Annotated in this window: 13 protein-coding genes and 1 tRNA gene; 11 read left to right on the top strand and 3 right to left on the bottom strand. The window is 59.6% G+C overall.

The genetic code is table 11. The features are described from left to right. The first annotated feature begins 158 nt into the window (after positions 1-158). The 10 genes from METAC_RS0111240 to METAC_RS0111180 all read left to right on the top strand — a co-directional run bounded on the left by METAC_RS0111240 (position 159) and on the right by METAC_RS0111180 (position 12,116). Positions 159-1,031: a tyrosine-type recombinase/integrase gene (locus tag METAC_RS0111240; protein ID WP_245257558.1), complete on the top strand. Its 873-nt coding sequence runs from the start codon at positions 159-161 to the stop codon at positions 1,029-1,031. Next, on the top strand, positions 1,028-1,741 hold the full coding sequence (locus METAC_RS0111235) for a hypothetical protein (protein ID WP_026607106.1): 714 nt from the start codon (positions 1,028-1,030) through the stop codon (positions 1,739-1,741). Before METAC_RS0111240 ends, METAC_RS0111235 begins: the two co-directional genes overlap by 4 nt. 1,638 nt (positions 1,742-3,379) lie before the next feature. Further along, positions 3,380-3,976: a hypothetical protein gene (locus METAC_RS26480; RefSeq protein ID WP_156898192.1), complete on the top strand. Its 597-nt coding sequence runs from the start codon at positions 3,380-3,382 to the stop codon at positions 3,974-3,976. 380 nt (positions 3,977-4,356) lie between these two features. Further along, positions 4,357-4,545, top strand: a complete 189-nt coding sequence (locus tag METAC_RS26815; protein ID WP_026607105.1) for a hypothetical protein — start codon at positions 4,357-4,359, stop codon at positions 4,543-4,545. Between the two features lie 81 nt (positions 4,546-4,626). Next, positions 4,627-5,124, top strand: coding sequence for a hypothetical protein (locus METAC_RS0111210; RefSeq protein ID WP_156898190.1), 498 nt, complete (start codon positions 4,627-4,629; stop codon positions 5,122-5,124). 49 nt (positions 5,125-5,173) lie between these two features. Next, a complete protein-coding gene (locus METAC_RS0111205; RefSeq protein ID WP_026607103.1) occupies positions 5,174-5,941 on the top strand; it encodes a hypothetical protein in 768 nt (255 codons plus the stop codon). Beyond that, the gene (locus tag METAC_RS0111200) at positions 5,938-7,509 is read left to right on the top strand and encodes a phage major capsid protein (RefSeq protein WP_026607102.1); all 1,572 of its coding nucleotides are present in this window, start codon (positions 5,938-5,940) and stop codon (positions 7,507-7,509) included. Before METAC_RS0111205 ends, METAC_RS0111200 begins: the two co-directional genes overlap by 4 nt. 16 nt (positions 7,510-7,525) lie before the next feature. Next, positions 7,526-8,923 (top strand): phage major capsid protein, encoded by a 1,398-nt coding sequence (locus tag METAC_RS0111195; RefSeq protein ID WP_026607101.1) that lies wholly within the window; start codon positions 7,526-7,528, stop codon positions 8,921-8,923. Positions 8,924-9,255: 332 nt separating this feature from the next. Next, complete coding sequence (locus METAC_RS0111185) at positions 9,256-9,534, top strand: hypothetical protein (protein ID WP_156898189.1); 279 nt, start codon at positions 9,256-9,258, stop codon at positions 9,532-9,534. Between the two features lie 2 nt (positions 9,535-9,536). Then, the gene (locus tag METAC_RS0111180) at positions 9,537-12,116 is read left to right on the top strand and encodes a coiled-coil domain-containing protein (RefSeq protein ID WP_026607098.1); all 2,580 of its coding nucleotides are present in this window, start codon (positions 9,537-9,539) and stop codon (positions 12,114-12,116) included. Between the two features lie 518 nt (positions 12,117-12,634). Here the strand turns inward: METAC_RS0111180 and METAC_RS0111165 are convergent. Further along, on the bottom strand, positions 12,635-12,889 hold the full coding sequence (locus METAC_RS0111165; RefSeq protein ID WP_026607096.1) for a hypothetical protein: 255 nt from the start codon (positions 12,887-12,889) through the stop codon (positions 12,635-12,637). Next, positions 12,886-13,119 (bottom strand): helix-turn-helix domain-containing protein, encoded by a 234-nt coding sequence (locus METAC_RS0111160; protein WP_026607095.1) that lies wholly within the window; start codon positions 13,117-13,119, stop codon positions 12,886-12,888. Before METAC_RS0111160 ends, METAC_RS0111165 begins: the two co-directional genes overlap by 4 nt. 82 nt (positions 13,120-13,201) lie before the next feature. Here METAC_RS0111160 and METAC_RS0111155 point away from each other — a divergent pair, with 82 nt between their 5' ends. Then, positions 13,202-13,648, top strand: coding sequence for a hypothetical protein (locus METAC_RS0111155; protein WP_026607094.1), 447 nt, complete (start codon positions 13,202-13,204; stop codon positions 13,646-13,648). A gap of 342 nt (positions 13,649-13,990) precedes the next feature. Here the strand turns inward: METAC_RS0111155 and METAC_RS0111145 are convergent. Next, positions 13,991-14,067: transfer RNA gene (locus METAC_RS0111145), tRNA-His, on the bottom strand. Positions 14,068-14,193: the final 126 nt, after the last annotated feature.

Below are 14,193 nucleotides of genomic sequence, written 5' to 3'. Positions count from 1 at the left end.
TGACGGCTTTGGCGCATGTTCGTTTGGGCGTCGATCCTCAATGCGACAAGATCGCCCGGCGGGCTTCCCCGACTATTGCCGAATTGATCGACGTCTTCGATCGCGAGCATGTCGCTGTAAAATTGAAGGTGGGAACGGCTGTCGGCTATCGAATCGCCTTGGCCAAACTCCGCGCGGCGCATGGCGGCGTCAAGGCTCCGCAGCTTTCGCGCAGCCAGGTCGCCACCATGCACGCGCATTTGGGAGCCAATCCGATCGCCGCCAATCGTTTTGTCGCAATCGTTTCGAAGCTCTTTTCATGGGCAATCGATCGTGGATTGTTGCCGGAGACGCACGCCAATCCGGCGGCACGGATCGAACATTTCAAGGAGCGCTCGCGTGAGCGCTTTTTGAAGCCCGACGAGCTCGCCCGGCTCGGCGAGGCTTTGCGTCTAGCCGAGACCGAAGGCTTGCCCTATGCGGTCGACGAGAGCGGCCCGAATGCGAAGCACGCTGCGAAGCTGGAAAATCGACGCGTCATGGTCGACCCCTTTTCCATCGCGGCGATTAGGCTTTTGATACTGACAGGCGCCCGCCTTCGCGAGATTCTCAATGCGCGTTGGAGCGACGTCGACGCCGCGCGTGGAACTCTTTTTCTGCCCGATTCGAAAACGGGCGCGAAGCCGATCTTTCTTAATACGGCGGCGTTCGACGTCCTCAACGATTTGCCTCGCCTCGTCGACAATCCGCACCTCATCGCCGGCGCCAAGCCTGGCCTGCCGCGAACGGATCTGAAAAAGCCTTGGGCGGCCGTGACGCGCGCCGCGGGGCTCGAGGGCCTGCGGATTCATGATCTCCGGCATTCGTTCGCGAGCGTGGGCGCGGGCGCATCCATGGGTTTGCCGATCATTGGAAAGTTGCTCGGGCATACGCAGGCGGCGACGACGCAGCGCTATGCGCATCTCGACGCCGATCCTCTGCGCCGCGCGGCCGACGCGATCGGGGAGACGATCTCGGCGGCGATGGATGGTAAGGGCGTGGTCCGCGGATGACGGCGGTTCGCCCTGCCGCGTCGCTCGAGGAAATCATCATTGCGCTCGCCGGCGGCCAGGCGTCGCGGCAATTGCAGAAAGACGCCGCCTACGTGATCCCTGATCTATGGCGTGGTCGCCTCCCGCGCGGCGTAGCATTCAATCGGCGAGGTCGACCTGCGGGGGAGCTGCCATGGTATTCAAAAGAAAAATATGAGCGGCCTGAAATTGACGAAGGCTGGCCAAGTGAAGATTTGGTCGCAGAGTTGAGTATAGGTGAGACGAGTGCGGAAACGCAGCGACTTGCTGCCTATCGTATGATCGACGCTATTCATGAGTTCCGCATTCACTTGCTAAGGGGCAAGAGACTTTACCAGCGGGCTGGCGATCTGATTAAGAAGCCGTCCCTTTGGGGCGCGTATGAAGGCGTTCTTTTTATCGCTGATGAACTCTTCACACAAGGGCATCGAAAGCCGATCGAGGCCGCGATGGTTGAAGCGGCGGATTTCGACAAATGTGGAATTGACAGGATCAGACGCGATTGTGCGTCCGGATTTGCCGAAATGCTTGGTCCGGCTGAGGCGTTCGCCGATAGCGTCGACGGTCTCTTGGCCACGCATTCTATCCTCGATGCCTTAGTGATCGCGTCAAAAAAAACTCGCTTCAACTGTTGGACGCCGTTCATGTTGCGGATTTTGTACCGCCGGGTGCGAGAAGGCCGCGCCGGATAGAAATGACGGCGCGATTGATCGACAACCAAAATTGAGCCGTGTGGCCGCCGAGCGCCGAACAATTAAATCGGGGCATTTTGCGCAAGACAACCAAAGAAGCATGCATAAAATTTCTTGCTGTTCCCGGCTTTATCCGGGTGTTTCGAAGGGAACGGCGACATGCAGCCCGCACAATTTCTCCGCCGTAAAGCGGCCGCGCAATATCTTCGCGAAAAATTTGGATTCGGATCTGAGCGGTCTCTCGCCAAATACGCGGTAGTAGGTGGCGGGCCGCCTTTCCGAAAGGCCGGGGAATCGATCGTCCTCTATGAGCCGTCGGCGCTTGATGCCTGGGCTCTAAACCAGATCGGTGAGGCCCAGACCTCCACAAGCGCAGGCGCATCGCCTAATGCGGCTTCGCGAAGCGGCGCCCAACGCGGCCGCCCGCCGAAGGCCGCCGCTGTTTCCCGTAGAGTTGGCTAACGCATGGAAAGCTCGGACGACAAAAAGCCCGAAGTCGATGTCCAGGTACTCGAGGGCGCAAATTTTTCGGAAGGCGAAGAAATATTAGCCTTGCCGGGAGATAAAATCATCCTTCAACATATATATAACGCTGAGATCTTGGCTCGGCCGAAAAAAAGCCGAGATCGGCCGCCGGGCGGACCTCCCGGTGATCCACCTAGCGGCCCTCCCGGCGGTGGCGCATCATCGGACGGTGGACGACCTTGTGTCGACGTCGTCCGCGGCGAGCAGGGACGGATTTTGCGCGAGGTGGAATCTCATCTCGCGGCGCGTGCGGCGCTATTCGAACGCGGCGGAATCTTGGTGCGGCCCGAGCTCGCCACGGTCCAATTTGCGGGCGGCAGCGAAGGGCGTGCCCCTGCCTTACATGGGCAGGAGGTCCGCGCCATCATGAGGGTCTGCGCCGAGCATATTCAATTTCGAAAATTCAATATCCGCGAACGGCAATGGCGTCTCGACAATGTGCCGAAAGAGCTGCCATCAATGATCGCCGGAGGGGCTGGTCATTGGCCATTCGAGCACATAATCGGCGTGGTCTCATGCCCAACCGCACGCCGAGACGGGTCTATTCTGTCCGCGCCAGGCTTTGACGCAAAATCGGGGTTCTACTCGTTCTGGGCGGGCGGCGACATCAAGATTCCAGATAAGCCGACGCGGGCCGACGCCGAGGCAGCGTTGGAAGATATCGGGTTTTTGATTTCCGAATTTCCTTTCGTCGATAGCGTCTCGCACGCCGGCGCGCTGTCAGCTTTGATAACCAGCGTCGTCCGGCCGGCTCTCCGCTGCGCGCCCTTCCATGCGATCAGCGCGCCCTCGGCGGGAACTGGAAAGTCATTTTTGGTCGATCTTTTCGCTATGCTCGCGACGGGTAGGCGCTGTCCTGTCCAGTCCGTGAGCGCGGATGATCTTGAAACTGAAAAACAGATTGTTGGGGCGTTGCTTGCAGGCTATTCGATCATAAATCTAGACAATGTAAATCGCGAAATACAGTCAAATTTGCTTTGTCAGGCGATCGAGCGGCCAATTATACAACTGAGGGCGCTCGGGGCATCTACTATTATAGAGATCGAGAATACAAGCACATTTTTTGCGACAGGCAACGCGCTTTCTGTCTCTGGTGACCTTGTCCGAAGGACATTGCTGATAAAGCTCGACCCTGGAATAGAGCGGCCGGAATCGCGGGAGTTCAGCTTTGACCCCGTTGCTCTCGTTGCTGCGGAGCGCGCGCGATACCTCCGAGCGGTTCTCGTGATCGTGAAAGGCTACCTCGCTTCCAGCGATAGACTCGATCTCCCGCCGCTCGCCTCTTTCGCCGATTGGAGCCGCATGGTGCGGGAGCCACTCGTTTGGCTGGGTGTGGCGGATCCGGCGGGTTTAATCGAGACGGCACGTGAAGGCGATTCGGCGCTTCAAGCTCTTCGCGCCGTCCTGGCCTATCTGGAGCAAGCCTTCGGCCCGGAGCAATTCAGCGTCGGCGACGTGATCGGGCTGATTTCGCATGCGGATAACGAACCCGCGCTCTGGGGCAAGCGTCCGGCGCTCTCCGAAGAAGATCGCGGCGAATTCAGGGAACTGTTGCTCAACGTCGCGGGGCGCTCGGGGAATGTCAACGGCCGGAGGTTGAGCATCTGGCTCACGCGATCCGAGGGACGAATCATCGGGGGGCGCAAGCTTGAAAAGGGCGAGCGCGACAATCACGCCAAGGTCTTTCGCTGGCGCATCGCCAAGGCCTGATCTGCGGTCAATGCGGGTCAAATGACCTTGTTTCCATAGACGCGTGAGAATTTAGCAAAAGCTAAGGTATAGATATGCGAAAATATATAAGGGGTGTTGGAAAAAGGCCATTTGCTCCGCATTGCCCGCAGTTTTCGCCAAAGCGACAAAGGCCGAAGCCTGCGCCAAAGCCGAAGCCGCATAAGCCGACGCTCGCGGAGCGGGCATGGCGAAACCTGTTGCGGGCAGGGCTCCGTGAATTGGCTAGATGCGGCGCAACGCCTCTACGAGGCGAGCGGACTGGCCGGGCTGCGGATCGGGTTCACCTAATTTTCCAGATCGATGGCCGGCGGGCTCTGGTTGTCGCGTCAGACGCCGGTTATGGCGAGACCCTGCTCTGCGTGTCGATCGGGCCTATCGCAAGGTTTGCGGACTGTTGGAACGGCGGCCGTCATGCGGGTCGCGACGCCTTCGCCTCGGGTTGGGTGCGAGTCGCACGCGGCGAGATCGGCGGCGGCGGACGAATCGTCGGGGCGTTCTATTGCCGTGCGGTGTTGCTTCGGGAGATCGCCGGGCTCGACGAGGGGTAGGGGGTTTGATTTCCCGGCCGGCCGGTCCGCTGCAACCGGATTTTCCCCCACGCGCAGGTTTTTTTTCGGCGGCCATAAATCATGGCACTGATGGCACTGTTTTGGCACTCCAAAATATTCGGTAAAACGAACATGAAAGCCAAAAAACAATCCTTTCCTTCCTTCGAGCCTGTCCCGTCTCTGCGCCTCGCGGTCGCCGACTGGCCGGCTCTCGCAGATACTGTATCTGCGTTGACCGTCGTGCGCGACGGAGGCCTTCCCAACGAAGCGCAGCGCCGCCGTCTCCGCGCGGTGATTTACATGCTCGAGCCCGATTTATGGTATCAGGATCGCGACGCGCTGATCGGCAAGGTGTCCGGCTTCTACGGGGGCTTCATGTCGACGCAGGCCGAAGAGCTGGAAAAGGATCTACATCGGCCCTCTCGCGCACGCTCCGATCGCCCGCGTTTCGCTATGTTGCTTGAACTGCGCTGGATGATGGGCGGTAGGATTCTTAAGAAGGATTCTCTACGCCGGATCATCAGCGAGCAGGCGCGGTTTCCCGCGTCCCTCCGAGATTCTGCCGTAGGTGAGAATTGAGCACAGACCCCCCTGTGCATGCTCAGCAGCGAATGCTTTCATCGCCGGCATGGCAAAAGTCGTCGAATCTCTTCTGAACCATTTCAAGGATGCCTCGCTCAATATCGAGGCGCAGCTCGCCGAGGTGTCGGCGGCGATCGGGCGCCTTGAGGCCGCGGAATTCGAGGCGCGGCGCGAACTCGCCACGGTCGCGAACGAGCGAGAATCGTTGCTTGACCGAGACGATGTATTCGATGCTGATTTCGTAGAGTTAAACTTGCGCCGCGATCGTGCGCAGCTCGCAATCGATCGGGCCCTCAAGGCGATCCCGCGCCTGCGCCTCCGGGAGCGCCGATTAACGGACGAGGTTCATACGGCCCGCGCCGAGGCGGGGCGCGCGGAGCTTCGCGCCGCCGCCGCTAAAATCGAAAGCGCCACGGGCTTCCTTTTTCAAGCCAACGCCGACGCCAGGGCGATTTACGAACGCGTCGCAGCTTCGCTTCCCAGTCCGGGCAAATTCGGGCTCGAGCGCGTCGAATTTCAGAACACCGCGACGGAGGCGGGCCTCGAAACTTGGCGCAGCTTCATCGCCCTCAACGTCGCGCCGCGGCCGGCGGCAGCGGCTCAGCCGGCGCCGAAACTCGCCGGCCCTGATCCGCGCCAAGCGCCCGCGCCAACGCCTGACGTAAATGGCCGGGTGAAGATTTTCCTACTCACGCGGCGCGGCGCGAATCAGGCCGGCGATACGATTCTTCTTGCAGCCGCTGAGGCCGAAAAATTGGTTCGCGCCGGCGGCGCTGAATTCGTCGACGCGCCAGCGGGTGAGGCCAGTGAATGAACAAGCGTACTTTCACCGCGCCGATTGTGAAGGCCGCAGGACTCGGTCCGCGCGAGATCGTCGCAATCGCTTCGGATGCGACTTTGGATCGCCAAGGCGATATCCTCGAGCCGCTCGGCTGCGTCGTCGAATCGGCGGATAGCGTGGTCCCCTTCCTGTTCGGGCATGACCCGATGCAGCCGCTCGGGAGTGCGAAGCTCAGCGTCAGCGCCGCCAACGTCAAGGCTCACATCACTTTTGCGCCTGAGGGCGTTTCGGCGAAAGGCGATGAGATTTGCGCGCTCTTCAAGTCAGGTCACTTACGCGGAGTTTCGGTTGGCTTTATGGCTCTCGATCCTCCGGAGCCGATAAAGGGCGGCGGCTTCCGGTTCAAGCGCTGGACGCCTCTCGAGCTAAGTGGGGTCGCCATCCCCGCCAATCCCAGCGCCCTGGTCATTGCAAAGTCATTGTCTGAACAGGATCCTCCCATGCCCTACGCCGCGCCGATTGCCCGCGATCCTTATAATGATCCCGCCGCTGCGCTCGGCGGCTATGTGCGCCTTGTCGCGTCGACCGCACATGAACGCGACAGCTCGAGAAAAATCGAGATCGCTGAGAAAAGCTTCGGCGAACGCCATTTCATCCCGAAAACTTTCGCAAAGGCTTTATCGTCTAACTACGGCGCTTCCGGTGCCTTTTTGATCCCCGATGATTTCGCCGCCGACTATATGATTCCGCTTCTGTTGCCGAGAACTGTGATGCGCCGGGCCGGCGCCCAGGTCGTTAACCTTCCTCGCGGCAATTTATCCATCCCGACCATTATGGCCGGCGCATCGACGGCTTGGCTCTCGCAAAGCAATGTCGTTATTCCGCAATCGCAACCCGCCTTCGGGCAAATCCGCGCGGCTGCGAACCGGCTCGTTGCGCTGATCCCCCTTAGTGGCGATTTTTTGAGATTTGCCGGGCCGGGCACGGATAAGATCATCGGCACCCATCTAGCGGCCGAGATCGCATGGGCAGAGGACAGTTCCTACATTCGATCCGATGGCATGCAATCTCAACCGCGCGGCCTGCGCTCCTTCGCGATAGGTTCTAGCCAGGTCGTCACCTCAAATCCCTCGGTGAGCACGACCTCGATCTTAAGCGAGTTCGCGGCGGCCGCGCAATTTTTGCTTACCGCAAACGTGCCGATGATTAAGCCAACTTGGGCTTTCAATCCGGCGACGGAATTGTTTCTTCGCACCTGGCTCGATACGTCCGGCTATCCGGTGTTTGGACGCGAAATGGCGGGGGGGACGCTGCTTGGCTTTCCGTTCTTCTCGACCACGACTATTCCCACAAATCTCACTGTTGGTTCGACTTCGAACACGACCGAAATCTATATTTGCGACGCCGATACGGCCATCATTTTTGAAGGCCCGCAATTTGAGCTTGCGCTTGCCCAAAACGGCTTGTGGACAGATAGCGGAGGAACGCATTCGGCCTTTGCGGAGGACGCGCTCCTCCTGCGTTGTGTTGCCGGGAGAGACTTCGCCCTCAAGTTTCGCCTCGCCGCCGCGATGATCCAGGGCGCGACCTATCATCTATGATCTGAGGTTTATAAGAATGCCAACCACACAAGCACAACAGGCGCGGATCGACGCGTTGACGGCAAGACGCAAGGAGAAGGCGTCGCGGCTCGACTATCTTGCCGGCCGCTCGACGCTCACGGCGGCGGAGTCGAAAAGCTACGACTTTATCGACAAAGAAATCGACGACATCAACGCCGATATTGCCGCGCTCAGGGCCGGCCGGACCGTCTACGCTCAGGCCCAGGACGATCCCTTTACGTCGGACGCCGCGGCCCAGCAGCGCGGCCTCGGCTCGAGCAAGGGTCTCGTCGTCGGCGCCATGGTTCGCGCCGCGGCCGCAGCGGGCGGCTCGCACGTCGCGTTAAAGGGGCACGTCAAATCGCTCTACGGCGAACGGCATCCGGTGCGCGAGGCCGTCAACAAGGCGTTGATCGCAGGCATTGGTTCATCGGGGGGCTTTCTTGTCCCGCCGGAGCAGGCTACGGAAATCGTCGATTTCCTCTATCCGAAGATCGCGGTTCGAGCGGCTGAGCCGCTCACCATTTCTATGCCGCATGGAACGCTCACTTTGCCGATCCAGACCTCAGTCGCGGCGGCGACGTACCAAGGCGAGCGCGGCGCGATCGCCGAGTCTCAACCTTCGTTTGGTCAGATCATCGGCCAATACAAAAAATTGACCGGAATGGTCCGCCTAAGCAATGACCTGCTTAGGTATGGCGACGACCCCGGCATCGATGCGATGGTGCGCAATGACCTAATTCGTGTACTGGCGCTAAAGCAGGATTATCACTTCATTGTTGGCGACGGCACGCAAGACACACCTCGTGGCTTCCTCAGCTTCGCCAATCAATGGGCCATGCTCACGGGCGGGTCGGCCGGGCTTTGGTCCTCCAGCGCCAATTCCACTGCGGCGGTTGGTGGAAACTTCATCACGTCGGCGGGAAACTATACGCTCTCGACTATCCTCGCCGAATTGTACGGGCTAATCGCCAAGCTCGAAATCGCCAATGTGCCCAATGATCGCCGCGCTTTCTTTATGCACGGCCGCACTCTGGTTGGTCTTGCGCAGCTCTACAATTCGATCGCCTTGCCGATGTTTCCAGATCTGCTTCGCACGCGGAAAATTTGGGGCATCCCCGTCTACGTGTCTAATCAGATCCCGATTAACATCTGGGATGCGGCCGGAATGAATAAGGATTGCTCCTTCGTCATTCTCGCCGAGATGACGGAAGCGATCGTTCTCGATTCGATGGAGCTCGAGCTCGCGGCCTCGAGGGAAGGCTCAATATACGATTCGCAAGGAAATCTGCACTCTCTTTTCGTAGAGGATTCTACCGCGATCCGGGCTATCCAGGCGCATGATTTCCAGATGCGCCATCCGGCGGCTGTTGCTGTCGCGCAGCTCGTGCGTTGGGCGCCGTCGCTGCAATAGTTCAATAGTTATTGAGGGGCGTGATCCCGACGCGCCGCCTCGATAACTGCCGGCTTGCGACATGCGGCCGGCGGAGGAGCGCCGCGAGAGAGTTAGTGGCTCTGTCGCTCTCGCGGCGCTTTCTTCTGGGAGGCAGGATATGTTGAAGGACGCTCGCGACGATACGACCTCGCAGGCTATGGCGCGGGCAGCCGCAACTTGGGCCGACGGCAAACGACGTCTTGCCGATCTGCGACGCGATCATGATCGCCAGGCGAAGCAGAAATTTAAGATCGCCTATCAACAGACGCGTCCGCGCGATCGCCGCGCGTGGCCATAGAGGAGAAAATCATATGAGCATTGAAATTAAAGTTGGGCCGTCAACTTGGACCATTAGGCCTCTCACGTTGCGTCAACTCATCAGTGTAGAGAAGGTCCTCAAGAACGATGACCCGCCGGCGCAAAAAAGCATCGGCGTCTTACGGGCGGCTCTCGCGCGAGATCACATCGAAAACATCATGGATTTCGATGGGCTTGAAGGATCGTTCACGGAACTTGACGCGGCGGCGACAGCAATTCTCACGCTGGGCGGCTTTCTCAAGCCAAACGTTACGAACGAAGCGGATCATTAAAAATGGCGAATGGCGTCGACATCAAATTTGGCGCGGATATTGCCGGCGTCGTTGCCGCGACCGCCCAGCTACAGACCAATATTTCACGGTTTTCCTCTGCGTCGAGTGTCAACGTCCTTGCGCTGAACAATACATTTGCGCGGCTCGATGATTCGATTTCGAAACTGGCTTCGGTTAAGGTCGAACCGGATCAGCACGGTCTTCGTGATTTTGCGGTAACAGCCGCCGCCACGACAATCGCGCTTCGTGGCGTCATTGATGCGACCAGCTCGATCGGCGGCGGCGTCGGCTCGGCTTTTGGATCTATTGCATCCGGGATTGGAAGTGCAGCAGCCGCAGCGAGGAGTGGCGTTTCGAGCATTCAGGCTTATATCGCGGCCATTAATTCCGGCGCGAGTGGGGTTGATCGTTGGATCAGTTCGGCGGAGCGATGGCGCGCGGGGATTGATCAAAGCAGAAGCGCGATGATCGCGGCGGTTTCCACGCAGGCGGCATTTGCCGGGAACCTGACGGCGGTCGAGCAGGCCTATAATTACGCTGGCCAGGGTACGGCGCGATGGTTGGCTAAGTTCCAGCAAATCCCGGACGTTTCGGCGCAGACCGCCGCGGCCATGCAGGCGCAGATCACCTCAATTCACAATTATTCAGTTGAGCTTGAGTCGCTGCTTATCGATGTTCTGCCGGCCTTCGCCAAGGCTTCCGGGGAAAAGTTGCCTGAAGCCTGGAGCAGGCTTGCAAAAGCACTTGATGATCCGCTTATGAAGGTCAAACAGATCGCGGCGGAAATGCCGAATGTGACCGCGGCTGAGCTGGCTAATGCCGATGCTGCGGCGCGAAGCGGCAATCAAATGACAGCTATCGGCGCAATTTTGGGGATGTTGGTTGAAAGGTGGGGAAGGGCTGGCACTGCCGTCGGTGGGTTAGCCGCCAAAGTGCGTGATCTTATTGAGACAATTGGCCAAGCGGCGGCAGCGGAGGGCGGTCTCGACATCGCTGCGGACATTACAGCTTCAAAACTTGAACGTGAAACAGAGTTGATCGGTAAGGTCGTCGAAGGATGGAATGCTCGAAAAGCAGCGATCGGCGCAACGCCCTTAACGCCAGAGCAGATCAAGCTTCAATCCGACAAGGTGACGGGCGAAGCTAATCCGATTTCGACGCAGATGGATGCGCTCCAAGGGAAGATCGATGCGGTTCAGCGCCGGATCGAAGGGCTGAATAGCGATTGGCAGAGCTTCACCACATCGCCGGATGGTTCGACCTGGAACGCCGACATGGAGAAGGCGACGACGACGCTCGCCAAGCTCCGGCAAGAAATGACGGGTCTCAAGGCGCAAGCTGCGGGCGGAACGCCGACGCAACTCGCGGACCTTGCCAGCGCGCAGAAAGACATTCAGGGCGGCGAAGATCAATTGCGGACGGCTCGCGCCACGCTCGCCGCGCTTCGTGAGCAACAGGCCGCCGCAACTGATCTCGCGACCAAAACCCAGCTCGGGACGGAAGCTGCTCGGCAGGAATTGCGTGTCCGGCAACAGGAACTCGACCTGGTAAGGTCACAGAACGCCTTGATCAAGGCGAAGAGCGGCGACACGGACGCCAAGGCAGCCCTGACTGAGGCCAGGGCCAATCAGACCGCAATTAATCAGGTCTATGCCCAAGGAACGCAAGCGCGGATCGATGCTGAAACGCGCGTCAGGACGGCGCAAGCCGCAGCCGATCGGCAGGGGCAGCAGGATGCGGCGGCGACCGCGCAATCGCAATATCAGATCGCCTTGAACGGCTTCGCTTTGCGGGAGGCGCTGATCAAAGCCGAGGCCGCTCAGCATAAGATCTCCGTTCAGCAGGAGACCCAACAGCTTGAAACCGTGGCCTCGGATCGAGCCGCGCGCGAGACGCAGCTGCAAGACAAATTGATGCAGATCTGGGGTGAAGGCACAAACGCATATCGCAATGCGGAATTGAAAAAAACTGAGATCGCGAGTGAAGAGGCCGCGCGTAGGGCTAAGATCGAAGAAGAGAACGCCAAGAAGGCGCAGCAGCCTTTTGATCAGGGCTGGAGCGCGGTCACGGGCCAGCTCAATTCGGCGATCACGTCGGCGCTCATTCAGGGCAACAGGAGCGCCGGCCGACAATTCGCGGTCCAGCTTGCCGAGGATGTCGGGAATTCCTTGCTGACTTCGATGGAGAACGCCATCAAGACAGCGCTCCAGAATTCGGCGATCGGATCGTTGCTCGGCGGCGCCGGCGGTGGGGGCGGCGGTAGCGGCATATTCGGCTCGATCTTACACGCGATCGGTATTCCTGGCTTCGCCACCGGCGCTTGGGAACTCCCCGGCGACATGATCGCGCAGGTCCATCAGGGCGAGATGATCGTGCCAGCCGGCCCGGCCGCGGCGCTACGCGGCGCGCTTTCAGGAGGCGGTGCGGCCCAGCCGCAGGGCGGCCATACCTTCAACATCGCGGTCAATTACAGCGCTGAGAAGGGCACCACGCTCGACAAACTTCGTCAGCACTCGCGTGAGATTGCGAAAATGCTGCAGACGGAGCTGCGCTACAATCCGTCTTTGCGGCCTGACTTCTAGGCCGGCTCGCGATATTTTGACGGCGCGGCAATCTCATGCCGAACTCGCGGGGAGTCTCGATCCAGTCGTTATCCGAAGCAGAAAAAGTTTGAGGGCCACCGGTGCATGGAGTGCCTGTAACGCTGATGCTCAGTCGCCGTGATGGGCCCGCCAATCGACGGCGAGCGCCACGGCCCAGCCGACGGCGAGAAGCGCGAGCGGCGCGACGAAAAAGCCGATGAGTTGAAGCTCGGTCATGGCTTTAAGTTCCGAAGGACATATCTCGCGGCAAAATGTAGGCCTATCCCGGCGAAAAGCCAAATTGTGACGCCGGCGAGAAGCAGGGCGCCGTTGGCCGGCGCGCTCGCGACGCCATAGAATGCCGCGGCGAGCGGCGCTATGACCCCGGCGGCCGATGCCGCGCCAGCCAAGGCATTAAGCCAGGCTGCCGTCAGCTTGGTTCGTTCATTGTGGATCAAGCTCACTTTGCGCCCTTCCTCAGCCGCACACCTGCGCCGCCTCTGTGGTCCGCAGAGCGTTCATCCAGTCGAGTCGGAGCGGGCGCCGCGGCCGAGGATAACGGCTTCATCCAGCACGCCGCTATTTTCCGCGTCGAAAACCGCTTCCTTGAGCATGTCGACAAGATCCGACGGGCCTTCTTCCGCCTCGACCGTGAACGCGATCGGCTCGGCCGTCATTGTTTCGGGGACGCCGGCTTCGTCGTAGAAAATCTCATGGAGCCCGAAGCCCCGCCCGTCCGCATAGCGGACAATCCTATAATTCCAGCTTCTCACGTTGTGTTTTTCCTCAGCCGCACGCCGGCGCCGCCGCCATTCTCGGCAATGAACTCGACGCCGGCGGACTCAAGGGCAGTGCGGATAGTTGAAAGGGTTTCCGCGGAAACTGCGCGGCGTTGGCGTTCTAAATCCACGATCGTCGAGAGGCCGAGGCCCGCGGCTTCGGCCAGCTTGGGTTGTGTCCAGTCGAGCAGAGCGCGGGCCGCGCGGCATTGGGAAGGTATCATTTCAACATTTTCTATTGACGGAATAACTCCGCGGATGGTATCAACATAAACTGTTGATTACAACCATTCGTGGAGCTTTCTAATGCAGGACGTCACCATTCCAGTAAGTAATCCCGGCTCGCCGAATCGCCGTCGTTTCATCGCCGCCGGATCGGCCGGCGCCGCCTTCGGAGCTTTGGCCATAGCGGCGGGAAAAGCGACCATTCCCGCAGATGCGGAACTGCTGGCCCTTGGAGCCGTGCTTGAGAAGGGCTGGAAGCGAGAGAAGGCCTGCTTTGACGGGAGCGATAATCTACTCGTGACCGAAGAGGTTTTCGAGAAGATCTCGTCCGAGAATTCGGAGATCGTCGATCAAATTATTGAATTGCGTGCCGAGACCTTGGCTGGTCTGAAGGTGAAGGCGCGTGCGTTCCTTTGGTGTCGCGCGGATGAAATTGTTAGCGATGATGTTTTTAAGGATGATCATTGGCCACTGACGCGCGACATGTTCGGCGCTGCTCGTCTGCTCCAAGATCTTCTCGCGATCTGAAAACCACGAGTTTCCCCACCGCCAATGGGGGATGAAAGCGGCCGCGAGCTGGGTTGCCTCCGACCGACGTTTGCGGCGGCGCGGCGTTACTCGCTAAGCCCTCTTTACTGGGCGTTTGGATCAAGCGCGATTCGCCGGAACAGCGAGCCTGGGAAGTTGCTTGGCGGGCGACGAAGGGGATGCCGCTGCTGGTCGATCGCGATGGAGGTCGGCGGTTTCCTGGCGAATGGCCGCCGGACCATGCAGGCGCTTGAAGACGGCTCGCGTGGCTATCCGGTGGCGACAAACTTATTTTTGGAGGTGAAAAGCCGCTCGGATTATCTAGTAAGCCATTGATTTTATTGGTACCGCCACCCCGGCTCGAACGGGGGACCTCTAGATCCACAATCTAGCGCTCTAACCAACTGAGCTATGGCGGCGCGGCCTATTTTCAGCGCGGGACCCTAAGAGGAACGTTTCCGGATTGCAAGGGCCGGATTGCAAGGGTTTGGCGGCGGCCCGCCGCGGGCAATGAATTTCGCCACCTTCGATCTCGGACGCGCAAG

Origin of the sequence: Methylocapsa acidiphila B2 (assembly GCF_000427445.1) — a bacterium.
In the GTDB taxonomy this organism is placed as follows: Bacteria; Pseudomonadota; Alphaproteobacteria; order Rhizobiales; family Beijerinckiaceae; genus Methylocapsa; species Methylocapsa acidiphila.
The sequence above is the reverse complement of the archived record's forward strand: the minus strand, read 5'-3'. Positions and strand labels throughout refer to the sequence as shown.